Origin of the sequence: Blautia sp. MSK20_18, assembly GCF_020553125.1 — a bacterium.
Lineage (GTDB): Bacteria > Bacillota > Clostridia > Lachnospirales > Lachnospiraceae > Blautia_A > Blautia_A fusiformis.
This window is the reverse complement of the sequence record NZ_JAJCGR010000024.1, coordinates 15,162-40,643: the sequence shown is the minus strand read 5'-3', so window position 1 is coordinate 40,643 and position 25,482 is coordinate 15,162. Positions and strand designations below refer to the sequence as shown.

The following is a 25,482-nucleotide window of genomic DNA, read 5'->3' as shown; positions in this document are numbered from 1 at the left end:
GTCTTCCTGTTTTCGGTTCTTTTGTTTTTCGGCTAACGCATTACTCCGCAGTTACAGTCTCTGTGCCGTCGCCTTTGCTGCTGCCATTTCCGGCATCGCTTTCTGTTATTTCGTCTTCGATATCACCATCTTCAGTATCTGTTTTTGCAAATTCTTTTTCCAGTTTCTTTGCATCGTCTTCAGAAATCTTACCGTCATTCAGGAGTTCTTTTACCTTATTCAGAAAGGCCTCGGACGCCTGTTCTGTTTTTTCAGTCTCCGCATCTTCACCTGTGCTTTCGTTTGCATCTTCATTTCCACTGGCTGCGCTATCCTTCTCAGCAGCCAGCGCATCATAATATGCATCTAAAAGCGTTTTTGCTACGTTTGAAATCTTTTCGTCCGTATTTGGATTTTCGACATTTGCGTCCTTGTCGTCATTGCTTTCTTCATTAAAGGCAAAATGCTCCTTTAAATATTTTTCAATCTTTGAAAATCCTTTTGAGGCTTCTTCCCCAGCGTTTTTTGTGATTTCAGATAAATCATACCCAAAGATAGACACGGATTTGTCTTTTTTGTCTTTCTCGGTATTAACTGTTTCGTCAGTTGTATCCGCATTATCGGTATCTTCCTGTGTAGGTTCTACGCTGTCTTCTTTGCTGATATCTTCAGAGCCTTCTGTCTGCTCTTCGTATGTATCTTCTGTCACCGGGGTCATCTCGTCGTCACCCTGTTCGTCGCTGACATCTGTGGACGAAAGTGAATCATCGGATGAACTGTCGTCCGTGCCAGTGCCGCTTGAGTCTTCGTCCATGTCATCTTCAATCACTGCAGCGTTATCAATGTCGCTCATATCGTCCTCTGTTGTGTTGACAATCATTTCAGGGTCATCTGTTGAGGAAGAGATGACATTATCTCCAAGCACACTGTCGTCCACCTGGTCCGTAATGCTGTCGCTGTCTTTTGTTTCTTTCTTTTCTTCCTGCTTGTCTGATTTATCCGTATCTTCTTTTTTGTCGTTCTTTATTGCTTCCAGTTCCTGTTTGATATTGTTGCCAATTTCCTCCAGGTTCTTTACATAAGAATCATCGTAATCCTGGTTAGCAACATCTTCAACCAGGTCCACGATATTGTCAATCTGCTGTTCTGTGATATTGACGTTGTTATTGTTGATGATGTTCGTTACGGTATTCTGGATGTCGGTTTTGTTTGTAACATTGTTCTGCACGACTTCGGTTTTCGCCTGGTTTACGATGTTCTCGGCCTGTGCGGTGCCAATGTCTTTTGCAATATCTTTCGTGATAACGACTTCCTGCGTGGCGATATCTTTTTTATCTTTATTGATGACCGTTCCGGTTGCCTTTTCATAAGCCATCATAACGCCCGTGAGTGCTCCGGTCCCGGATACCTGGAATGGACATGCGGAAACAACTTCGCAGTTCTTGATTCCAAGGTCTGCCAGTGTAGAAGCAATCATGTTTGCAGTGACATACTGCAGATTTGCGGTCCTTACCTTGATTCCACCGGATTCGGTTGGTTTAATATAAGCACAGCTTACCGTCCTTGTCCCAATCTGTTCAAGTGGGATGTATCCGGAGAGGTGTGAGACCTCATCTTTATTGGTTACGGTAATCTGCTGGACACTTTTATCGCCAGAGATTCCGAAGTACTTCATCATTGTCTTTTTCTGGGCATCTGTCAGGTCATTTCCGATAGATACCACTTTAGATGCGTCAGCCATAACCGGCTGCAAGGCTACGGCTGGAAGTGACGCCGTCGCCATCAGTGCGGAGCATAATATCGCTAAAAATCTGTTCTTATTTTTCATTATTTTTATCGCAGGACCTTTGCCTGCTTTCCTCCTGTTTTTGTTGTGCTTACAATATGCAGGATTTTTACCAGAATGGGAATTTTTTGCGAAAGAAAATTTTTTCAGTGCAGGATGCCAGAAATTCTGCATATTACAGAAAGAAAAACTTAAAAAGGAGAATAAAATATGCAGAAAAATATAGACACATCATCAAATTATATCTTGTCTAAGAACTACGACTACTCATTTATATACTGTATTGAGGTCCAGGACCCTGAAGCACTTCATGGTCTGCGGCATATGCTCGCCACAGAAGAACTGTTTCTGAATTTTACGGGGGAAATCAAGGGCAATACATTGTACGACTTGGTATATAAACACATCTTGGGGCGCGTTTCTACTATTAAGGTAACGCCGCAGAACAAATATCTTAAATCCGTGGACGGCATCTTATATTCCAAAGACGGGAAAACCCTTATCGCTTGCCCGGCTATGCTGAGAACAGAAGTTCTACATATCCCTGACGGAACGGAATTTATCTCCCCATATGCTTTTTCCGGCAACTGTAACATCCGGGAATTGCATTTTCCGGATTCCTTAAGGCATATCGGAACAAAGGCCTGCTCCGATATGGCCGGCTTAAAGCGCATTGAATTTGGCCTCGGGATTGAACACATCGGCAGCCTTACGGAAACATCCATATTCGCTCATTGCGACAACCTTGAATCTGTAGAGATTCCCGAGCAGGTCCAGACAATCGGGGCTTCTGCTTTTGCCCGCTGTCACAACTTAAGACATGTAGTTTTGCATGGCAGCCTGACGCATATATGCGAAAAGGCATTTTTGGAGACAGATTTCCGAAATGTTGTCCTGCCGCCTTATGTTTCTGACATTGGTCAGGATGCCTTCTCTCACATCCAGAGCATTACAGTAGACCGCAGTTGGACCATACCATCCGGATTAATTAAGGCCTGCTTAGGTTACAGAGATAAATGGAGTCTTTTCAATTTTTCCGACCCATGGATTTTACGGATTAACGACGAAATGACCGGAAAGACATTCTGCCTTCCAAGAATCATGAATCCGGATTGTCATGACTACAACATTGAGATGCTGTCGTTTTTATGGGATTCCGACAATTTTTGCGACAAGCACCCGGCCTTCTTTGCATTGGATGGCCATCTGGACGTTGACAAATTCGCAAGATATGATGTTCTGATTTCTTCTTACAAGGCCAATCCAAGCGACGAAGTTTATAAAATCCTGAAGAGCTCGGCCAAGGAAATCGCTTTGGATTACAAAACAGCCCTCGCTGAAAATACGGTATCAGGAGAAAGATGTATTGCCAGACTGACAGATTTAAGAAGTCTCGGTTTCCTGTCACTTATGTGAATCCCTCGGCAATTGAATTACCGAGCATCCCGAAGGACGCTACAAATAACGCAACCGACCTTTATCTTTGAGAAATACAACCAATATATATGCAAGCATATATACACGATGCATCCCTTTTCAGAGGCCCGTCTATGAACATGCCATAGCAGGACACGCCGGGATTCCTATGAGCAGGTTCCACTATGCAGCGTCACGAGAATCGGAGCCCTCGTTCTTCTGCATAGCTTTCCCTGCTGCTGCTTTATATTTTTCATTGCGCGCATGAAATACCATTTTGATATGTTTCTGCATTTCGTCATGATTGTATTTATACTTTTCACACACATCAAGGATTTCCTTATCCTCAGCTCTTGCCTTGATATTCAATGCCCCAACATAATCTGCATCTGCTTCATATCCGCAGCACTGGCACTTGAAACTTTTATTGTTTCTGTTTGTCTTATCGGTATAACTGCATACCGGGCAGCACTGGCTCGTATAATCAGGCTCTATCTCTTTGAAATCATAACCTTTCCAGTTTAACGTCTCCATCAACTTCTTCTGGAGCTGTCCTCTCGCAAACATAGACCTTTTCCCATTGGCCTTGCGGCTGTTGTTGAATTCCTTGATATCAAGCTTTTCCAACACCGTCAACGTTTCGTGGTCGATTGACTTGATATAGCTGTCTATGCTGGATTTTACTTCGTGCTCAAGCATCCCGTAATAGCGTCTGTTTTTGCGGTGTGGAGCTTCAGCCTTCTGAACCATCTGGTCAAGCCTGTCCATCTTCTGGATGAGAGAACGTCTCACATCCTTAGGAAGATTCTCGTGCCGTCTCAGGTAATGGCTGATTTTTCTCTTTTTGTTACGCATATCTGATAATGACGCAAAAGATTTCTCTACGTCATTTTTATAAAAATCAATCACAGGGCCCATTGAGCCGATAGCTTTGTCTTCAGATGTATGGAATGCATCCGAGATTCCGGTATCAACCCCTATGATTTTGGATGTCTTTGGCTGTGATATACAGTTTTTGTAGCTCCAGTCCACCTTCAGGCATTTCTGGATATCCATGGATATTGATACCATACCGGCCATTTTGCGGGTATTAATCTTATGGATGAAATGTTTAGTTGTATTTAACGGAACTACAATCTTATCCCCTCCGACATCAAGCATGTTTGAAATGGTGATTACATACGGAGCCTCAATGTTTTCTGATGGTTCAATCGTCATAATTCTGGAATCCAGCGGAATCTGGCTGCGGGTAATATATGGAATTTTGTACTCGCATGACACCATGTCGTAGATAACACGGAATTCCTGCTGCATGAATTCGAATTCAGAATCTTCAATTGATTTCAGCTCTTCTGCACATTCATCGTAAAAAGAAGTATCTTTTTTTGATTTGACACTCTTGGAAATATTCTGCATGACTGTTATCATCTCCGCCTTGCTTCTTCCATCAATTGACATTGCAAATAATACTTTTGATGTGGTGAAGATGCTTTTGCATTCCCTACACATGTCAAGCCTGATATTGTCAAGCCGGTTAGATAAATGTGTTATAGCAATCTTGAACGCATTTTGGCTATACGCTGCATTTATTTTATCTGGACGTATATTTTTCTCAAATGCCGTAATCTGGCTGTTCCTCTTGTCGTCTTTTACAATCTGCAGCGTCAGGTTGCTGTTGTTATAGATTTGCTTTATGTACCGGTTGATAAGTTTTGTGAATTCCGTCTGCATCCTTTTGATTTTTTCCGCCTTATCATTAGTCGGTTCTCCATACAAAAAAACACATTTGGATATCTTATTGTCAAACTGAGTATCTTTTCTCTTACGTGCCTTTGGCATCCAATTCACCTCCTCGTCTGATGTATTTTTCTTACATATTTAATATGCCGAAAAAATCCAAAATGGGATGATTTTTAGCGGATTATTTTTGAGAAAATTAAAAAATCTTCGCATAAAAAATGCGAAGATTTAAAAAGTTGCAGGCAATATTTTTATTCATTTTAGCAGATTCATCTCAGCAATTGAATTACTGAGTATTCTCTCTAATTTTATCGTAAAAAACAACCATCCATGCAGCATTCCACTGCATGGAGGGCTATTTCTTGCAAAAATACATTCCTGCTTCCGCATATGCTTTTGCCTGTTTTAACTGATTTTTCCGTATTCTTTTGTTCGCTTCTTCTGCCAGCCGGTCATATTCCGGAGATGTTATTTTCTCTACTCTTTTCACGTTCTGGAGTCCTTCGTAAGAAGCCTGCCTCAGGTTTAATTTTTCTCCCATTTTTCCACCTTCTTTTGTTTTTTACGATATATTCTTTCCGTATCGTACGGGTCGCTGTTTTTTTCTCAGCAGCCAAGCCGCAGGTCTGTTCTCCTGCCCCGCGCGCAGGCCGGCAGTGTGTATCTACAATATGTAGGATTTTTTAGAATTTGTTTTTTTTGCGAAAACAAAAGCACCACATCTAGTGATGTAGTGCCTGGTGTTACTTCAGTTTTTCGTCTAAAAATTTCAGCATATTCCGCAATGCCTTCCCGCGATGGCTGACTTTGCATTTTTCTTCCATAGACATTTCGGAAATCGTTTTTCGATATACAGGAAGATATACAATGGAGTCATATGCAAAGCCGCTTTTACCATCAGAAATCCTGTCTGCAATCTTACCGTACAACTTTCCAAACGTAGTTTTTGTGCTTCCATCAGGAAACGCGGCTGCAATACAGCACACATACTTGATATCTCTTTCGTTGTATGGGACATCCTCCAGTTTATCCAAAATGTAAGCATTTTTAACTTCTTGCGGCGTCTGCTCTCCAAGGAATCTGGCTGAAAAAATGCCAGGCATTCCATGCAGGGCTTCTATCTCTACCCCTGAATCATCCGCCAATGCAATCATACCAGTTTTTTCGCATACATACTTTGCTTTCAGTAGAGCATTCTCTTCGTATGTCTTTCCATCTTCCACAATGTCTTCGCCGATTCCTGCTTCAGCCATGGAGATGAAGTTAATATTTTCCAAACTTGGAAAATTTTTAACGATTTTTTTAATTTCCTTTATTTTATTTTCGTTGTGTGTTGCGAAAACGATTGTCTGCGGGCTTTTCTTGTATACAGCTGTTTCGCTGTTTTGCTTTTCTTGGATATTATCCATTACTATCCTTCCTCTCTTTTTTTATTTTGCAGATTTAATATGCCAAATTTCCTATTTACAAAAATATCCTTCCGCTTCCGCATATGCCCGCGCCTGCTCCAGTCTGTGCTTGCGTATGCGTTTCGTCGCTCCTCCTTCAGCCAGATTATCATATTCCGGCGCAGTCATTCTTTCGCACCTTGTTGCATTTGGAATTTCTTTGTATGCTGATTCGTTCAGTGTTAGTCTTTCCATCTTTTTCACCTCATTTTTTTAACGCTTTTTCATATGCAATATGCCGGATTTTTACGAAACAAAACCGGCAGCCATTACAGCCACCGGTCCTGCCAAACAAAGAAAGGTACAAATTTAAGTCAGGATGCCAGGCACCCAAGAAGGCGACGGCAGGAATCGAACCTGCCATTTGGGTAGAACCTGTTCGAAAAATAACCCAAATTCACCAGAATCGCCGGCACATATCGTGCAAAAACTTAATACAAGATATACATATGAAAAAATTATTATGTGGTCCGGAAGGTCTGTGGAGTTCCTTCCTGACAAGTACAGTATGCCATACTCTTTCTTTTTCTGCAAATTTTGCGAGTCTTTCTTCGGCTCTTTCGCCGTCCTCCTTTTTCCTTTTTTTTGTAGCCATTTTTTTGTAGTTCGTTCCTACCCAAATCTTCCTGAAAAACTGCGAGCATTACTGATTTTTTTACACAAAAAAAACCGTCTGTCATTACAACAACAAACGGTTTCTGTTCCTATGCGGCTTCTTCTGGTTTTTTTCCTGCCTTTTCGCCCAAAAGTCTTCTCTCATTCTCTGCCTGAAGGTATTTTGCAAATACTTTTCTATCTTCGCTTTTCATCTTTTTAAAAGACTTAACTTCATATTTTTTAAGCAGCATGTCAAAAGCCTCATTGCAAGTATTCATAAAAGATATCGCATCAATATATCGCACTTCTCTTATATTCCCGGCGAGGATACAGTCATCAATCCCTTTTCCGTATCCGATTTTCCAGATTGCAAATTTAATCTTTAAATCCGGGACTTTCTCCATTAGCATCCTTGCCATTTCTGAGATGGTATTGAATACCTGTCTATTGCCAAGGATGTCAGAGTCAAACATCAGATAAATACTTTTTATCTCGTGCTGTTCTCTAAGTTTATTGATGATTTCGTCAATCCCCTTCCATGAGGAAACGCCCTGGATTGAAATAGTGATATTCCTGTTTGCTGCCAGGATTTCGGATTTAAACCGGCCTTCTGTTATACACAGGCAGCCCCGCGGGTTTTCCGGAATGATAATATCCTTTGCTGCCCCAGGTGTGCTGCCGCCGTCATAATCAATGCTGTCAACGGCAAAAATGGAAGTGAACCAGCAATATCTATTTCCTTTACTTGCCGTATCCCGTCTGATTTGAACTGCAACTGCATACCCGTCAGCATCGTGGATTAAGATTCCGATACCCGCGTTATTGCACCACCTTGTACCGTGAGACACCGAAGGAGTGTTATCTCCGGAATAGTCAAGCATACCTGTTCTTTTGTCGATAAAAAATCCGGGGACATACTTCAATACATCTTTCGTGTACCCAGTCAGTTTTGAAATCTTACGAACGACTTTTGCACGTTCTTCCGGTGCGACAACCATCCTCATGTAATCTTTTTCAATCCGTTCTTTGGACAGTCCCCTCTTTTCTTTCAGATATTTTTTATCGGCCTCAGTCAAAGGTGATAACATCTTTAAAGTCCTGTATACTTTATCGCAGACTTCAGGCTCCGCCCGTTTAATCTCGGAAGACCTCGTCCTTCCCTGTTTGGCCGGTTTTATTTTTGGCCTTTCTTTTGGTTTTTCCTTTCGGTCATCTACATCGATTCCGAAGATGTCACAGGCAAGGTTGAATGTTTCCGGGAATGATGTGGTATTATAATCCCATTGAATCAGGTCAAAAATGTTAACATCACATCCGCATGCGAAACAATGGCATTTGTTTCGTCTCCTGTCATAATGCATACTTGGGGAATGGTCCTGATGGTCTGGGTTCAAGCAGGTGAATTTTCTTCCACCGGAAAAGTTAACCCCTTTCTGAGCCAGGTAATTTGGAAGGCTCGCCAATATAATCTCTTTAGCCGTATCTCTATCCATAGTTCCAGCTCCTCTCTTTCTTTGTTATTTTTGTCTCTTCTTTAATATGCAAAATCCAAAACGAAAAAGAAAAAACAGAGCACAGTTTCCTGTGCTCTGCATAAATTTCTCTTTATAGATTTATTCCTGGTCTTCATCCCAGAATACAGACATAGCCCATGACGGAACATCGTCACGGTTGTTATAATCCTGCAGGAAAGCAAATGCCGTTTTGTATGGTGTTGGCTTTGTCGGATATGTTCCATATCCATCAGTAAAGTAGATGAGTCCACAAAGGTTGTCAAACTCTTTGTTTTTGATAAGGGTATCAACGTACTCAAATACAGGTCTGAAGTCTGTTCCGCCGAAGCCATACAGTTTCATGTTCTGCATGAATTGTTCCATTTCTTTCATGTTCGTGATTTTGGTCTCATTCTGGATAGCCGCATCACACTGGATGATGTGAATGTTTACACGGGAAGCAAAGCTCTCAGTCTCTTTTAAAATGCTGTAAGTCTTGTTAAGGAATTTCTTAACAAGTTCTCCTGCACATGAACCAGATGTATCAATGGCGATAACAAAGTCTTTAATGACTTTGTCTTCCTTGTACTCCAAAGGCTCAATCAGCAGCACTTTTTTGTCTACCACCTTTTTTCCATCAACGCTTGGTAATCCATTCAGTCCGTACATATAGTACATATTGTCAAACTCATCCTGATTGACCATCATTTTCTCCTCCATAACAGAGAATGTACGGAGAAATTCTTCATAGTCCATCTTATCCTGGGTCAGGAAGTCAATTTCTGCTGCGATATCTCCGGCATCTTTTCCCTGGTGGTGGAAATTCTGCATGTCTGAAGCAACCTGTCTTGCAGCATCCTGCCATTCCTGCTGTTTCTGCTGAATCTCACGGTCCGTGTGCTGGGAACTGTCGCCGCCTTCTGGTCCATCATTATCCCCATTGCCGTTACCGTTGCCATCACCGTTACCGTTTCCATCGCTGTCGCCGTCGCCATCGCCGTCGCCGTCACCGTTTTGATTATTCGGGTTTTGGTCTTCCAGCCAGTAATGGTCATCCATATGGAACAGAGAGATTAACTCTTCAAAATCATAATTCATAGAGTTATCCATCAGTTCTTTGTATACCAGAGCCGGGATAAACATCTTAATCCGGCTCTTGATATCGTTGATGATACGACTTCGGTCATTGTCACCAGCAATCTGTTTCGGATTCAGTCTCTGGACAGCGGCCTCACTGCAGATATCCATAGCGATATTCCAAACACCGGTGTCAATGTTTTTTACCGGCTGGAATGGATGAAGATAGATACAATGGAACAGCATGTGCAGATACGCCCTGCTCAGTTCATCCTGTGACTTTTTATATCTCAGGATGACGTCCATTGGGTCCGCATATATCCTTATAGCATCAGTGCCAAAGGCCCCCGCTCCAGGTTCTGTAAACTGGATTGGCATACGGTAAATTACCGGGCTTAACGCTTTGTACTGAAAGTACAGTTTGTTTTTAATCTGTTTCAGGCACTTATTCGCAATTGCCTCAAAATTTGTAAGATTCTGTCCTGGTGCTACAGTTGTTTTTGCTTTGTTGATTTTTAAATCCATAATTTTTTTACTTCCTTTCTTTTTGTTTGATTTTGCTTCTTTTTTAATATGCTTGATTTTTAACAGCACAAAAAAAGAACCCAGGGAATAATCCCCGGGGTTCTTTGTGTGTTTTGAGAGAACATTAGACTGCTTCTTCAGACTGCTTCTTCAAGCATAGTGTCAATCTCATTGTTGAGTTTGTCATCCTCGTTGTAGATGAGCAGACTCTTGTTATGCTTAAAGTAGGACTCACTGCCGTGTTTCGTAATGAAGTTTGCGATGTTTTTATTGATTGTTAACTCCGCAACAAACAATGTCATCTCCTGCTCATCACCAAACGCGCCTTCCATATATTTGAAAGCGTTCTCCATCGCTGCAGTCGTCTTCGCTGCAGAAGCCTTGTATTTCTTGATATCTTTGTCGAAAGTCGCCTTCAGCATAGCGAACTGCTCTTTGTTTCCAGCAGAAACCAGCTTCTCTTCTTCAATCTTATTTTTATAAGACTCATAGAGATTGATTTTTCTGCGCATGATGGATTTCTTTTCAGAGGACAGTGCATTTGCCTGTTTGTCCTTCTCCATCTCATCCTTTACATCTGCGATGTCGTTTGCAAGCATCTCATAGACGCTATCGCTACCTGCAAGTTTTTTCTTTACTACACGCAGGTTCTTGACAACCTGTTCGAATGCTTCACCATCAATAACAACGGATTTCGCTAATCCACCGATTGCTTCCATTAACATGGAGATGATAGACAGTCGTTCATCAAATGGTGCATTCTGTGCTTTCTGGATGGCACCGGAAGAAATGTTACCCTTCAGGATATCGGAGATTGCATAATCTACACGGTACTTTTTAAATAAGTCGTAATAAACTGCAAATTTACGGGCACATTCTTTGTCCGTAATATACTCCATGATGAGGTCCTGGCTTACAGGGAATCCCATTCTTTCATATGCCTGAATCTGGGATGATAAATCTTCCCAGCCACGTGCTGTAATGTACTGCTGTCCATCAACAGTCGTTTTGATGCTGTAGAACCACTTTTCATTGTTAGCCAGGAATGCCATGATAGCCGGGTGGATACCTGCGTTATACGCATACTCTTTCCAGCATCCGAAGTCCGCGTCAATCGGAACCATCTTCAGACGGTCCTGGGTAGCCACATCAAATTCTTTAACGGATTTGTTGAACTGTGGCGGGTTACCAGCGGTAACGACAACCCATCCTTCCGGAACCTGCTGATTGCCAAATACTTTATACTGCAGGAACTGCAGCATAGCCGGAGCCAGTGTTTCGGATACACAGTTAATCTCATCCAGGAATAGGATGCCTTCTTTTCTGCCAGTCTTCTCCATCACATCATATACAGATGCGATGATTTCAGACATTGTATATTCGGACTTGGTGAATTTCTTTCCACCATATTCAACTTCCTTCAGATATGGAAGGCCGATAGCAGACTGTCTTGTATGATGAGTCATAGAGTAGCTGACCAGAGCAAGGTCAAGGTCTTCTGCCACCTGTTCCATGATGGCTGTTTTACCGATTCCAGGTGCACCGACCAGGAACAAAGGTCTCTGGCGAACAAGTGGTACACGGTACTCACCATTCTCATCTTTCTCAAGATAAACCTTAACTGTTTTCTCGACTTCCATTTTTGCTTCTTTAATGTTCATTTTTAAATCTCCTTTTCTTTGTCTTTTCTATTTTCTAGATACACAATTAATATGCTTAAAAAATACGTGCATAAAAAACAAAGAAAAAAATATTTTTTTGCTGCCTTTTTTCGCCAAAACGGTCTTGCCGTTTCTTTTTTATTTCGTCTCCCTTTCGGCATATTGAATCTGTCACAAAGTAACGAAAAGGAACGGAAAGAAAAGGAGAAAAGAATTATGAGAAAAAACGAAATCGTAAGAGCAAAAAGAAATCAGGTTGCCATCGTAAGACGCGGACGCCGCATTATGCATGCGATTGTATCTGAGATTGCTTGGCAGGTCAACGAACTTGACCGCCGGACAGATTTAACACACCAGCTTCTGGCTCATACCATCATTGACGATGATGATGCAGATGACTTCTGTGACTATGAAAGTGATTTTCACTTCGGACTTGTCAAAGCTGGCGCTGTACTGTTTCTCCTTTGGGGAATCAGTGTTGTAGCCACCGGGCTGCTGTAAGATTTCCCGCAAATTTGCCGACCACGAAAGTGGCCGGCTCTTTTTTTTGTATTTTTGCAAATTCTTTTTTTATTCTTATATTTTTTCGGCATATTATTATTGTCTTAAAAATAAAAAAGAAAGGAGTTTGTTGTAGCGATGAGATTAAATACCGTAGACTTTCCTTCTGGGTTCATCTAGCCAGAAATAAAACATAATAATAATTCTAATAATTTAATTTAAGGAACTGTTGTTTTGTATACAAGGGAGGAGAGCTTTTATGGATTACCGCGACCATTGCGGGCAGATATTCAACTCTGGATTCATCTAGTTAGAACCTATATTGAATGTAATTATTTTAATTTTATAGCAGCCATCGAAAAAGAGAATTTTCTCTTAAATAAAAACCCCGGAACTTTACCGAGGCTTTTATTTTTTGTTTTTTTGTATCCTATTGTTTTTTACGTTATTTTTTCTGCATTTTTTGAGTTTGTTGTATTGGCAGTGTATGTTGCTGCACTTGAAACCTCCACACGACTAAAGTCGCGGGATTCCCGCACCTGCAAGCAGGCACTTGAAGAGGACTCGGGCTTCACTGCAGCAGGCGAACCCCTGCAGGTATATCCCCGTGAAACAGACGGCCAATCTTTCAGGCATGGCCTGGTTCACGGTTTTGCATGACTCTCTTCCATTTTACGGGCTCAGCTTTCAGAGATGACAAGAATCCGAAGGTTCAGGCTCCCTTACTAACAACCGAAGGAGTGATTTCTGCCTCCTGTGCTGGTTTACAAGTTACTGGGAAATCTGTGGCTGCTGTTATTTCAGCATAAGATTTCCGGTAAAAATCAGACGATTCCGGTTCTTACCGGAAACCTTATGCGTTTCCTAGAATCCAAAGCATGCCGGATATGATTTTCCGGATGCTTTCATTTCCGTTATTAGGTCATTCTGCATTTTTACAAAGTTATCAAATAGTTGTATACATTTCTTTCTGTCAGGCTTTTCCACGGTATCCATACAGGACTGGAGAAATGCGCTGTATAAATCTCTCTGGACGGTTATGGCTCCGATATTCTTAAACCTTTCTGAGAGTGCTGTTTTTATATAGTCATCAAGAACATGGTTATACTGGCTTGCCTTATATTTCCACTTATCCGTTTCCAGATATATCATGCCGTACTGTTCACATTTCTGTTTTAGTCTTGCAATAAGGAAACTTGGACTTCGGTCTGTGATTGACTTGCCAAAACGTTTCTTCTGTTTATATTTATATACGGTCTTTTCGGTTCCGTCAGTATTCTTTATCACAGAGGCTTTATCCCGGCGCTTTGTTTCGTGGGCTTTCTTCGCAAGGGCCTTAAAATCCATCGGTTCGTTGATAAATATGGATGAATCTTTTATCATATTGTTTAATAAGGTCTCATGCTGACATTTTGTGTATTCTGCCTTCCTGCGATATAATTCTCTTACTCTTGCTTTACTTCTTTGGCAGGTCTTCGAGAACTTCCACGGTGGAAGGCTTTTTGTGTTCTTCTTCGCTGTTCCATCTTCATTAAATCTGTCAGTATTTGTCACCCTTGTGGATTTATCAATCTTACGCTGCAAGGATGCAATCTGTTTGTTGTAGTCCTTGCATTTTGGAGATAATTCTTCAAGAAAGACAGAAGATTCTGATACAGCAGCCATTGTAGAAGGTCCTTCATCAATACCCATTGTTGATTTTCCAGGTGTTATTTTCTTAGGTGCATTCTCCGTCATATACAGTTTTACATAATAATGCCATCCACTTTTAAACCACAGCCTTTCAATCTCACAGTATTTGATAACTCCGATAGATAAAGATTCATTTATATAATTTTTCTCATCAGGCATATCTGGTTTTGAAATATCATATTTTACCGGGATTTTGAGACCATTCCATTTGGTATAACAATCAATCTGGCGCTTTTCGTTATTCTGGTCAAAACGAATTGCGACGCCGCTTAGGCTCTTTCCCGGAATCGTATGAAAATCAGATTCTTTCTTATAATGGACATCTTTTCCATTGCCGAATAATACCGCATCCACCCCTTTCATTATATGAGCTACTTCTGCCTGTACCTGGTGTGATGAAATATTTTTCTTATATCTACGCTGCATTACGCTTGCATACTTCTCAAGCTCGTTTTTTGTCAATCCGATGCTTTTACGTGTTTCATTCATAAACTTCGAAAGCCGCTTCATATCAGCCATGACCTGCTTATCATCAGACTCTAATTTTTTAAGTCGTATATATCCATCCAAAGCCTGCTGATACTGTTTGTCGTTTTCTAATCTTGATAACAGCTTCTTCGCATGTTTTCTTATCTGATTACTGATATGTGCCAGGATACGAAAACGCTTTTCCATGATATGTGCTGTGTTTTTATCCATTTCCAGTTTAAGTCTTAAAGTATGCATGCGTCATACCTCCTTTCTATTTCTTACATATCTAATATGCCGAAAAATTTTAAAACGTGTCGTTTTTTGCGGGAAAACTTTATAGAAACAGAAAAATATCTTCGCATAAAATATGCGAAGATATAAAAGTCGTATACGATGTTTTTATTTATATCGTTATTCATTTAACGCCAATTCATCTCATGACTGAAGTCACAAGCATTCTTGGCTTAAATTGTAATTTTTGGCATATTGCACCATTCCTTTCTTATTGTATGTGTACCATTATATGTGTACCAGGCAGTCTGCCGTTTCCGGCTCGCCGCCAAATGTTGTTATTTACAATATGCCGAATTTTTTATCCAAGAAAACACAAATGCCGCTGCATATAACAGCGGCATTTAAACAAAGAAAGGAATTTTTCGGCGGCGAATCCGTCTTATGCATCGGAAAGATTTCTCTTCCTCATTTCTTATATAAAGTATACCAGATTTTCCGGTGTACGCAAATTTTTGTCGGATTTTTTGACGGCAACAAAAAAGCGCCTTGCGGCGCTTTTTCAAATACGGAAACTTTTTTCTTTTGTGCTCTTTCTTATGTACTCCAGGGCATATGCCTTGGCGTTAATCATTTCAGCAGCATCCATCTGTGGTATTAATTTGTCAATAGTATTGGCTGTTATGATATCTTTTTTCAGGAACTGAATTAAAGCCTCTTCATCCTTATCAAGAATCATCCATTCAGCAATACTTTTTCCCGCCCGGCGAAGATAGGTTTTGATTTCATTGCATTCTACGGCGTCATACATTTTCAATGCAAGCCGTTGCTTTATCCTCGGGTCAGATGTAATACTGAGGAATGTCGTCTGGTTTACGTCGTCAGAATCGGTATCCCTAAACAGTGCTTTATTAAGTAGGCTGTTTAATCTTCTCAATCCGGCGCTTGTAAGCTTTGCTGGAACAAAAACCGGATAAGCTATACAGTCAATATTGATTTTCAAGTCAGCCATATTGCTTCTGCAGTTCCATTTCTTGCAGTTTGACTTGACAATGCTTGTGATAGCCGGCAGACTGTGTGTTTTAATATTAGCCTCATCAAGCATAGGGAAATTCCACAGGTCTATATTTTTAACAGATTTCGGGATTTCCACATTTTGAATCGGGCAGTTAAACGCACCGCTGTCAATCGTTTCAAGGCCTTCATGCAAAGTCACGGAAGTAAGGCCTGAGTTACTGAAACAGTTTGAAGAGATATATTTAATATTTTCCGGGATGTCTATATACTGTAAGCTTCGGCATCCGTTAAACATAGCTCCTGAACTGAATGGCTCGCCAAGGTTAGTAAGCCCTTTTCCAATATCAACATGTATTAGGCATTTGCAGCCATTAAAGGCATGCTGCTCTATTCGTTTTAATGAGTCAGGCATGGATACAGATTCAATTATTGAGTCCGCAAACGCAAATGCTGAAATTACTTCTGTCCCTTCCGGTATGTTTACAGGCTTCGTTCTTCTTCCCGGACATACAAGAAGAGTCTTTCTGTCAGCTGAATATACAATGCCATCAACATCAATATAACCAAGAGACCGTGTCTTCTCTGTCAGCTCTATTGTCTTAGCATAAGTTAGTCCATATTTCGCCAGGGATTTCCTGACGCGTTCATTGTCGTCATCAATGACGATAGTGTCAGCGTTAAGCTGAAGGGCAGAGAGCATTTTCATATCTTTTATTACCGCTTTTTTCAAATGCCGTTTTTCTATAGCATGGCTTACTACGCAATCACGTGGCAAAACGATTTCGTCTGCATCTTCGCTGACATCAACGATTATATTATTGCCAACCATAACGACACCGTTTTTGAAGTCAAGCATGCTGACAGCCGAGCCATCAAAAGCCATGCTGTCAACAAGACTTACATTGTCTGTGTTAATGATATTTGTTGACATACAGCCAGCGAACGCTTTATCTTCAATAAATATAACTTTATTCAGGTCAATCACATCTTCCGGTTTTCTGCAGAACACATTGTACAGAGAGCCGCCTCTTGAAACCAGCATTTGTCCTGAAAGAAATGATTTGTTGTCTGACTCTACATATTTTACATTCGGGAACATAAAATTTGAGAAATGAAGCGATTTTACGCCAGAACCAATATAGATTTTCTCTATATCCGGAAACTGCTTCATACATTTTTCCAGAAAAAACACCACTGCGGTTTCGCCATCCGGACAGATAAACCGAGCTTCCTTAACACCTGGTTCAATATCGATATCACTGATTGAAAGATACCCGATGTTGCTAAATACATACAGAGATAAGTATGACATACCGTTACCTGTATACCGCCAGCATCTTTTATCGTCATAAGACCTAACCATTTTTTCCATTATTTTTCTTCCTTTCTTTGTGTTGTTTTATTACATTTTTAATATGCTGTATTTTATGGAAAAGAAAAACCGGCTGCCGCAGGCAGCCGGGGTATGTCCTCTATTTTTGTCCCATCTTTTTGGATTTTTGTGAATAGAATTGTTGTTTCTCTGCCTTGCTCATGTTTGGTTTCGTTTTGTAAATTCGTCTCCGAATCGGTGGAGCAGGAACTTCGTTTCCATGTCCAATAGAATTTGTCATAAGATTATGTCTCCTCTCTTTTTGTATTTTCTTCAGTATGCCGATTTTTGCAACAAAAAAAGAGCCATCTTTTGGCTCCTTTTTTCGCATTACCGAATGGCTGCCACCATCGCAAAAGTAAGTATAGCCATTAAGGCAACAACGCCACCGGCAACCATTGCAAATGTGTCTTTTTTCATTTTCTTTTCCTTCTTCCGTTTTTGTATATCTTACACAAGATTCCAGGAAAAAGCAACAAAAAGGAGCCAGGTTGACTCCCGGCTCCAAGTTCTTGCGGCATGTCAGTTAACTTCTACCACCATCGCCCCGCTTTTTTCATAAACCACTTTTCCCATTTTTCTTACTCTGTCTTTTACATCCTTTCCGTATTTCTCAACTTCACGCAATCCGCAGAACACGTATTTGATGTTATATTTTTTTATTATCTTTTCCGCATCTTTTGTTCCATCAAAAAATCCATCTATATCTTTTGTCCTCTTCTCAATCCCATTCAGGCTGTCTCTCCACAGCCATTCATGAACTTTCCAACCGGCAGGTGTTGAGATTCCAGTGACAACAGAAGTCCTTTCATATGCAGTATAGCTGTCCCCTGGAGCCTCTGCTATTGCTTCTTTTATTTCTTCTTTTTCTGCCTTATCTTTTAACCACAGCAGGGCATCTTTTTCGTCCGCAAATTCTTCGTTATCCAGATAATTTAGGGCATTCAGCCCGTTCCTTTCCAGCGGATTCATCCACGCCCCAAACCATGAACCGGCAGCATTGAAAAAGTACCCGAACAGTAAAATCTGCAAAGCGAGCAGGATGAATGCGGCAATATGTAAAGGCTTTTTTCGGGTTTGCAACAGTGAATACAGAACATATCCACTACACATATTCAGCAAAATAAACGCCTGATAAGTCAGTTTGAACATCGTATTTGCCCGCGAATAAGACCCCTCATAGATATCCCGGACATATACCAGTTCCGGAATGGCGATAAGTCCGATTGCGCAGCAGCACATGATAAACGCAAATACATCTGGAGCCCGGAGTGCTTGCAGGCGTTTTATCAGCCCGTCTTTTGCTTTCAGCCAGCGGTACATTGTTAGGGCAATAAACAGAACTGCCATCGCAACCGGGATACCCCAGAGTATTATCAACTGATGGACTGCCGAGTGATGTTCTGCAACACCAACGCCCTTAAAGATACTTTTAAAATTCATTGTAAATGGCAGTGCTGTCAGATATCCTGTAATCAGAACGATTCCAAATTGTGAAACCATACGCTTCAGCATTTTAGATTTTCCTGAATGCAGATTTCCAAAGATGATTGTAATTATAATCACAACTGTATAAATGATGTAGTCCCAATAGTTCGAGAAATTGCATAAGCCCCAGGCTAAGCCGAGCATGCACAACTGCGGCAGGCAGAACTTCTTTTTTCCGTTGCTATTTTTCTTCAAAAAAGCATACAGTAAAGCCGCAATCAGTATGACAATCATGATATTTACCATATGCGCATGCAGGTCACCGAGCACGAATGAATAGCACGGAAATTCATGAATGGTCTTATCGTCAACATCCGGGTTATAACCGATATAGCGTGTTGCATCCGGGAACCAATAAGACGTGCTGTCCACATCAATATCTTTATGCCACGTATAAGAAGTTGTATTCGTTAGGCCAATAGAGATAAAAGGCTTCAGCAGTCCATACACGATATAATGCCCGTTTCCTCCAAACACTACCGCTGCCGCTGACAGCGCAGAAAAAATAGCACTCTCTTTTCTGCTTATTTTTTCAAACCTGTCTTTCAGCATTTGTTCTGCGATTCCGAAAATACCCGTGAACATCAGTGCCGGAATCAAAGCCCGCATCATATTATAAGCATATTCTGCCTTCGTTGTTTTCCATAGCATCGTTTTTGCGATAAACGCTGCGTAATACTGCCCGCCGTAGTAATAATTGATACTCTTCCCGGCATACCAGATGTCGTCCGGTGGAAGCTTTGATGTCGTCAGCATCTTTTGCAGGAATCCATAGTCCATAAACTTTTCAGTGCCGTATCCGGAAGGGTTGAACCCGATAAGGTAAGCCCAGAACAGAAATACGACAAAGAAAATCACTTCATATCTTAAGCATCCGGAAAAGCACTGTTTCCAATCTTCCAAACATCTCTTCTGTTTCTTCCCGACAGCCATACACAGCATGAAATACAGGCAGATTGTAATGATTCCAGTTTTTCTTGTGAACGGTATGTGTAAACAGACCCCTGCAGCCCACATCATAAATCCTGGAATCAGAACTCCGAAAGTCTTGCCAAACGGCAGCAGGCATTTATTCTCTCCAAACACCGCCACCGCCAACGGCATAGAGGCCAGCATCATCAGCAACATATAAAATTCCCACTGCAGGAATATAACTGCATCAGTCTTTCCTAGCAGCAGGAATGTCACCGCAGCCGCCGCTGCTATCCCGATGCTTGTTTTAAGTATTTTTTTCTTTTTCTTTTGTGGATTTGCAGACACAGACCTTGTCTGCGTGTTTAGATTGTTCCGCATATTGTCTATCCTTTCTTGAGTATTTTTTTTAGTTGTTTTTTTTCGGATACAATATGCTGAAATATTGATAAGGTTTTGGATTTTTGAGGGAAAGTATAATTATAGAAGAATCATCATTTGCTGGAAGTGGTATCGAAAATCTTATTTTGGAGCAATATGCAAAATATAAAAGAACATAAATACTTGACAAATTTCGTATGCCTGATATATAATATACAAATATAAAAGACAAAATCATAAAAAGTGGTCTAGGGTATAAGACGCGTTCAAGCCAGCTTATATCTGAACACAACACTTTCAAAAAAGGTATTTTCTTTAGTTTTTATAGAGAATGCCTTTTTTGTGTATTTTATATTTTTCTTTTGTATTAAATGACTACACCTATTGTTATTTTTTTCTGATTATGTTATCTTATATACGCATGCGAATAACATGCCAGGTCACTGGTAGATTCTAATCCAATCTTTTTGCCAGCGACCTGCACCTCAAAAAAGCAGATAATCGTTTTATAACTTCATATATATTCTTGCATTCCCGTTTTCTTGTTTATACCCATTTTTTTGATAAAAATAAGTTAGTCTATCCATTTCATCTTCTCTTTCATCTTCTTTAACTTTGACACTCAATGTGCTCGATAAACGGATTCTCCAGTATTTGTTCCAGCTCCGTCTTTGATAACTCGCCAGCAAAGCTGGACTCGTTACCTGGTTTCGAACGGGGATTCAGGCCCGCGTGCGAAGTTAGAATCGAAATATTTGACCCGCGGACGATATTATCGGCTGGGGACTCCCCGTTCTTCGTTGAAATCTTCTCATTTTGGACCACCATACAGGTACCCGACGCCTTCAGTCCTTCTTTTTTGTCTGTTGTAGCCATTTTTCTCTCCCTTCTTTGTATCTTGCTTTTTGTTTCCAATATACTATGCAGTATGCAGGAAAACGTTGCCGATTTGTCTTTTTCCAGGCAGTAGAATTCCATTGCTGTAAATTTCACCATTCATGAAATATCTTATTTTTTGCGGCTCATTTTTCCTGCATATTGCATTTGTCTTAAATATTTGCAAACCATATATATATGTTGTAAAATATATATAAGCAAAAAAAATACACAAGGAGGGAAAATATTTATGATAGAGAAACCAAACAAAACTCGGCTGCGGAACGGCCTGCTTGTCGTCCTGCTGGCCATCACACTGATTGTCCCGGCAGTCTTTCAGTCCACCACCCCGGCGGCCTCCAAGCGAACGCCCGCAAGACCGGCGATTACGAAAGTGACCGCGACCAAGAATTCCGCAACGGTCACCTGGAAGAAGTCCAAGTATGCCACTTCTTACCGGATTTATTACAAACAGGCCGGTACGAAGAAGTGGACCACGCTGGCAACTATCAGCAGTAAAAATCTGAAGTACACTCACAAATCTTCCAGGAAGCATCTGCTCAAGGGTGGTAAAAAATATACCTATACTGTCAGGGCATATAATAAATACGGTAAGAAATGGAGTTCTTACGATAAAAAAGGCAAGACCGTCACTATTCCGGCCGTACCGTCTATTGTAAAAACCCGCGTGAAAGCGAACAACTATAAGCAGACTACTGTTACTTGGACAAAATCCATCAATGCTACGAACTACCTGGTTTATTACCGCTCCGCTGACACCACAAAGTGGACCAGGATTGCGAACGTCAGTTCAAAGACCCTGAAATACGTTCACAAGTCCAGCCGCAAGTACCCGGTTAAAGCCGGAAGGACTTACTACTATATGGTAAGGGGATATAATAAGACGTTTAAGACTTACGGCAGTTACAACAAAGCAGGACTGCGGGTTGTCATCCCAGAGAGACCGGTTGCAACGCCTACTGCAACCCCTACAGTTGAGCCGACAGCAACGCCGAAGCCCACACAGAAGCCGAAGCCTACGGCAAAGCCAAAACCGACAGCGACACCAAAACCAACGGCTACTCCGAAACCTACACAAAAGCCAAAGCCTACCGCGACACCAACCCCAGACCCGGACAGCCCGTCTGAAGTAAGAAAGCAGATTCAGGAGGTCATCAAGTATACAAACCAGGTAAGAATAAAACATGGCTCATCACCGGTTGTAGAAAACGAGGCGCTTGACAGAGGTGCAGCAGTCAGGGCGAAGGAAATTTATACGAAGTTTAGTCATGAAAGACCAGATGGAAGTGATTCCAGTACAGCTTATTATGAAGCAGGGGCTGGGAATATATTACTTGAGAATATTGCTTCTACATTGTCTGGAGCGAAACGTGCTGTGGATTTATGGGAGCATAGTTCTGGACATCTTGTTGCGTTAATTGATAAAGATGCAACGCATATTGGTGTCGGATACTACAGAGGTTACTATGTTCAGCAATTTGCCAAAAACCCTGATGAAAAATATACGCTTACCGTTGATGGTAATGGAGGAGTATTCCCGAGCAAAGGCGGTGTAGAGAAATTCGAAATAAGTGTTCCAGCCAGGGCAGACGTCAAATTGTCAACCATTGACATCCCGGAAAAAGAAGGCAGCAATTTTATAGGCTGGACGGAGATTGATGACAGATATAATGACGAAAGTGGTTTAATGGATTTGGACTCCATCAAAAACGATGTTATCCATATATATGACAATAAAACATTAAAGGCCCATTGGTCGGATTCTTCCGATTCTTCAAATTAAACGATACAATTTAAGCTCTCCCAACCTTTCCGGTTGGGAGAGGCTTTTTTTTGAAATCTTTTTATGTTTTTTATGTCCTTTTTTAAACGCTGCTTTCCTTTACAATAGCAAATTATCGATGGACAGGGAAAACTGCGGCCAGGCTTGTCGTCAGGGAAGGAATATTACAAGCAGCCAGACCCGAACGGTCATGTTTTTCGTCGGTTCGGGTATGTACGGGGAATCGGAAACCCTATCCATGTTCTGTACTCCGGCTCCGACTTCGTCGTCGTTTGTCAGCCCTTACGGACCTGGGTTCTCACCGATTCATTTTTTAATATAGTTTATTTATCACAACCTCTATTTTAGGCAAACACATTGTGTAAAAGCGCTATATTGTATGTGAGAAAGTCAGAATAGTAGGCGGCTGCCTTCTCCTGAAGATTTTATCTAAGGAACAAAGGAGGCGATTAGAATGAAAGCTACAGTATTGCTCTTGTATTTACTGTATGACTGCGTGAAGTTTCTTTACAAAGTCGGAGTTGAGACAGACAAAAAAAAGCCGCCAACTACTCCCAATAGTTGACGACATCTTTAGTATTGCATAATTTGAAAATATAAATTAAGAAGGTAGCCCCTATTTCTGACTTCCCTGTCTCGCTTCATATTATAATAATTATAGCATTTTGTTTAGCATAATACAATATGTATATGTTTTAAGTGAACTACCCACCACTTGCTCGCGCGGAAGTGGGGGTTTCTGGTCTAAGACCATCTTTTTTCCTGCCAACGAAGAACGTAGAATTACGTTCGAAGTCGGGTAATAAGCCCTGCTGCAAAGCAGGCGAATTATCAATGTTGCACAGACAAGCCCCGGTGTTCCACCGGTTGGGTTCGATATATAGGTAATCAGGCCGCAGCCTGTTTTTCTTCAATTAGTGTCTTGAAATAGTTTAGGAAGATACGTTTTCCTTCTTCTCTGATGTTGATTGCAGCATTCCAGTCTCTGTCAATAGTGAACCCTCATTCTTCACAAACATATGTACGTTCATCAAGATTGATTTTCTGAACATGTCCGCAATGGCTGCATGTTTTAGTAGAAGCAAGCCATCGGTCAACTTTAACAAAGCATGAGCCTTTTTGCTCGAGTTTATATGTAAGCATAGTTCTGAACATTCCGAAACCATTATCATGCAGATTCTTGCCAAGCTTTAATGCCCCGCCTATTGCCCGTAGGTCAATATCTTCAACGGCAATTACATCATATTTCCTTACAAGCCTGGTGATTTCCTGCTGCAGGAAAGCATTACGCTGATTCTTAGTCTTAGCGTGGAGCTTCTGAATCTTAACCTGCAGCTTTGTGTAATTACTGCTACCTTTTTGCTTCTTTGCCAAACGCGCCTGAAGATTACCGAGCTTCTCTTCTGTTCTTTTTTATTTTTAACGTTTCTTTTCTTTACAACAACAAATTGCGATGCTATTGTATAGTTGCAAAAGAAAGGACCATCTAAAATGTCATTATCAACGGGCGTGAAAACCGCGGCCGACTTTGATGCTTCCCCGGTCTTGCCGGATTCGGCACCAGAGCACGCATGATAACTCGCCGTTACCGGCTCGTTACCAGAATAAATGCTCGCCGTATCGGCTCGGTACCAATTTGCGCAGCAAATGTCAAGCGAAGCCGTAAGGCTAGGTGCAGAGAATCAATATGATAACTCGCCGTTACATACTTGGTACACGCGAGCATAGCTCGCGGTATCATAAAACAAATAAGAGTGCACATATTGTGCACTCTTGTATTTTTTGTATGCATATATTTTTAAACGAAAAAACATTCCATATCTGGAATGCTTTTCTACCAAAACACCTTGGTGGACAACACTACAGCTGCCTTACACCCTCGTGCACCGTACAGATGAATTACTTGGTATAAAAAATATAGCATATATCTTATTATATGTCAACTATTATTTTTTATTCATCAAGAAAAAGATGAGTGTCATGTCCTGAAGAAAAATCAAAAACTCTATTTCCACAGACATTATTTAATAATATTTTTACCGTTTGTTTGCTTATTTCGTCATGTTTTTCTATATTTCTATAAAATGTATTTGAAATAAAATCAACCAACTGTAAAAGTTTATGGTTTTTTGAATCAGAATACATCACGCTGAACGAATTACAAACAGGATTCATAACATTTAAATGTTGATTTAAATACCCATCCAGAGTATATTTAGCATCTGTCGAGATATTTTGTTCATCAATAATTAAATGCATATCTTGTGTATCATTGTTATATTTGCTTTTATTTCTGAAAAAATTATCATAATAGACCTGCACAATGTAATTAAATGTTCTTGCATGATTTTTTATAAATTCTTCTGTCGTATAATGGTTATCTAATACGATAATGCCAATTTCAAAATCATCTTTACATGTTTTTACAATTTTTTCATAAATCTCTTTTTTCTTCTTTTCTGAAAGTTCTGCTCCTTTTATTTCTCTATTTTTCAGTAAAAGTTTATTATATTTTTGATTTTTCCTAATTAATTTGGCAATTCCTTTTCGAAATTGTTTTTTTAATTTATCGGAATTTCTCGTGAATAGTAATGCAATGATGAAATATCTGTTGCTACTTACATCTGTCTTAGTTATGCTCCCGGATTCGTCAATAAAAACCGTTAAGTCCTTTTTATCCATAGTGTTCCCCAATCTTTATGTATAATACTAGTTTATTATACACTTTTTGCGAAGCTTCGTCTATAATTAGAGAAACATAGTTCCTAAAATGGTTGCTGCCAGAAACAATCGTTATACTGTACCAGGTGGTAAATAAAAATATTTTCGTTTTTTCACCATTTTATACATACGCTTATTTAGGAATAATACTTGATTTTTTAGCGGGGTTCCTTCTATTGTGTCGCAGCATATGCCAATTATTCCATTACGTAATACCTCTACCGAATGAATCTTTGTCACATACACTTTTAATTTCATATCATATCTCCTACTCATACTTACACAAGAAGCGCA

The 25,482-nt window shown here is 40.6% G+C and carries 19 protein-coding genes and 1 pseudogene; 4 read left to right on the top strand and 16 right to left on the bottom strand.

Annotated elements, in window-relative coordinates; translation table 11 throughout:
- Positions 1-40: 40 nt before the first annotated feature.
- Complete coding sequence (locus LI091_RS12960) at positions 41-1,807, bottom strand: DUF1002 domain-containing protein (protein ID WP_173733994.1); 1,767 nt, start codon at positions 1,805-1,807, stop codon at positions 41-43.
- Between the two features lie 168 nt (positions 1,808-1,975).
- Between LI091_RS12960 and LI091_RS12955 the strand changes: the two genes are divergently transcribed.
- Positions 1,976-3,181, top strand: a complete 1,206-nt coding sequence (locus LI091_RS12955) for a leucine-rich repeat domain-containing protein (protein WP_173733993.1) — start codon at positions 1,976-1,978, stop codon at positions 3,179-3,181.
- Positions 3,182-3,364: 183 nt separating this feature from the next.
- On the opposite strand, the gene LI091_RS12950 is transcribed toward LI091_RS12955, so the two are convergent.
- The 7 genes from LI091_RS12950 to LI091_RS12920 all read right to left on the bottom strand — a co-directional run bounded on the left by LI091_RS12950 (position 3,365) and on the right by LI091_RS12920 (position 11,722).
- Complete coding sequence (locus LI091_RS12950) at positions 3,365-5,020, bottom strand: zinc ribbon domain-containing protein (protein WP_173733992.1); 1,656 nt, start codon at positions 5,018-5,020, stop codon at positions 3,365-3,367.
- A 256-nt stretch (positions 5,021-5,276) separates the two neighbouring features.
- Positions 5,277-5,462, bottom strand: coding sequence for a hypothetical protein (locus LI091_RS12945; protein WP_146207171.1), 186 nt, complete (start codon positions 5,460-5,462; stop codon positions 5,277-5,279).
- A gap of 202 nt (positions 5,463-5,664) precedes the next feature.
- Positions 5,665-6,330: an RdgB/HAM1 family non-canonical purine NTP pyrophosphatase gene (gene rdgB, locus LI091_RS12940; RefSeq protein ID WP_173733991.1), complete on the bottom strand. Its 666-nt coding sequence runs from the start codon at positions 6,328-6,330 to the stop codon at positions 5,665-5,667.
- 51 nt (positions 6,331-6,381) lie between these two features.
- Positions 6,382-6,564 carry a hypothetical protein gene (locus tag LI091_RS12935; RefSeq protein WP_173733990.1) on the bottom strand — a complete coding sequence of 61 codons (183 nt, stop codon included), beginning with the start codon at positions 6,562-6,564 and terminating at the stop codon, positions 6,382-6,384.
- A 509-nt stretch (positions 6,565-7,073) separates the two neighbouring features.
- Positions 7,074-8,459: a DUF3854 domain-containing protein gene (locus LI091_RS12930; RefSeq protein WP_173733989.1), complete on the bottom strand. Its 1,386-nt coding sequence runs from the start codon at positions 8,457-8,459 to the stop codon at positions 7,074-7,076.
- 120 nt (positions 8,460-8,579) lie between these two features.
- A complete protein-coding gene (locus tag LI091_RS12925; protein ID WP_173733988.1) occupies positions 8,580-10,061 on the bottom strand; it encodes a vWA domain-containing protein in 1,482 nt (493 codons plus the stop codon).
- A gap of 137 nt (positions 10,062-10,198) precedes the next feature.
- Positions 10,199-11,722: an AAA family ATPase gene (locus tag LI091_RS12920; protein WP_173733987.1), complete on the bottom strand. Its 1,524-nt coding sequence runs from the start codon at positions 11,720-11,722 to the stop codon at positions 10,199-10,201.
- A 216-nt stretch (positions 11,723-11,938) separates the two neighbouring features.
- Between LI091_RS12920 and LI091_RS12915 the strand changes: the two genes are divergently transcribed.
- Positions 11,939-12,223, top strand: coding sequence for a hypothetical protein (locus LI091_RS12915; RefSeq protein WP_110103841.1), 285 nt, complete (start codon positions 11,939-11,941; stop codon positions 12,221-12,223).
- A 234-nt stretch (positions 12,224-12,457) separates the two neighbouring features.
- The gene (locus tag LI091_RS12910) at positions 12,458-12,883 is read left to right on the top strand and encodes a hypothetical protein (protein ID WP_173733986.1); all 426 of its coding nucleotides are present in this window, start codon (positions 12,458-12,460) and stop codon (positions 12,881-12,883) included.
- Positions 12,884-13,087: 204 nt separating this feature from the next.
- Here LI091_RS12910 and LI091_RS12905 read toward each other — a convergent pair whose 3' ends face one another.
- The 5 genes from LI091_RS12905 to LI091_RS12885 form a co-directional block, all read right to left on the bottom strand.
- On the bottom strand, positions 13,088-14,641 hold the full coding sequence (locus LI091_RS12905; protein WP_173733985.1) for a hypothetical protein: 1,554 nt from the start codon (positions 14,639-14,641) through the stop codon (positions 13,088-13,090).
- 538 nt (positions 14,642-15,179) lie between these two features.
- Positions 15,180-17,006: a leucine-rich repeat domain-containing protein gene (locus tag LI091_RS12900; RefSeq protein ID WP_173733984.1), complete on the bottom strand. Its 1,827-nt coding sequence runs from the start codon at positions 17,004-17,006 to the stop codon at positions 15,180-15,182.
- 100 nt (positions 17,007-17,106) lie between these two features.
- A complete protein-coding gene (locus LI091_RS12895; protein ID WP_265191223.1) occupies positions 17,107-17,337 on the bottom strand; it encodes a hypothetical protein in 231 nt (76 codons plus the stop codon).
- A gap of 191 nt (positions 17,338-17,528) precedes the next feature.
- Entirely contained in the window at positions 17,529-19,622 is a 2,094-nt protein-coding gene (locus LI091_RS12890; protein ID WP_265191222.1) for a DUF2298 domain-containing protein, read from the bottom strand.
- A 774-nt stretch (positions 19,623-20,396) separates the two neighbouring features.
- Positions 20,397-20,663, bottom strand: coding sequence for a hypothetical protein (locus LI091_RS12885; RefSeq protein WP_173733981.1), 267 nt, complete (start codon positions 20,661-20,663; stop codon positions 20,397-20,399).
- Positions 20,664-20,913: 250 nt separating this feature from the next.
- Between LI091_RS12885 and LI091_RS12880 the strand changes: the two genes are divergently transcribed.
- Positions 20,914-22,467: a CAP domain-containing protein gene (locus tag LI091_RS12880; RefSeq protein WP_173733980.1), complete on the top strand. Its 1,554-nt coding sequence runs from the start codon at positions 20,914-20,916 to the stop codon at positions 22,465-22,467.
- Positions 22,468-23,469: 1,002 nt separating this feature from the next.
- Here LI091_RS12880 and LI091_RS12875 read toward each other — a convergent pair.
- From LI091_RS12875 to LI091_RS12865, 3 genes and pseudogenes are all read right to left on the bottom strand, one after another.
- Positions 23,470-23,865: pseudogene (locus tag LI091_RS12875) on the bottom strand (RNA-guided endonuclease InsQ/TnpB family protein); the annotation flags it as partial.
- Positions 23,866-24,420: 555 nt separating this feature from the next.
- Positions 24,421-25,149, bottom strand: a complete 729-nt coding sequence (locus tag LI091_RS12870) for a DUF3800 domain-containing protein (protein ID WP_173733978.1) — start codon at positions 25,147-25,149, stop codon at positions 24,421-24,423.
- Between the two features lie 111 nt (positions 25,150-25,260).
- Positions 25,261-25,446, bottom strand: a complete 186-nt coding sequence (locus LI091_RS12865) for a hypothetical protein (protein ID WP_173733977.1) — start codon at positions 25,444-25,446, stop codon at positions 25,261-25,263.
- Positions 25,447-25,482 lie beyond the last annotated feature (36 nt).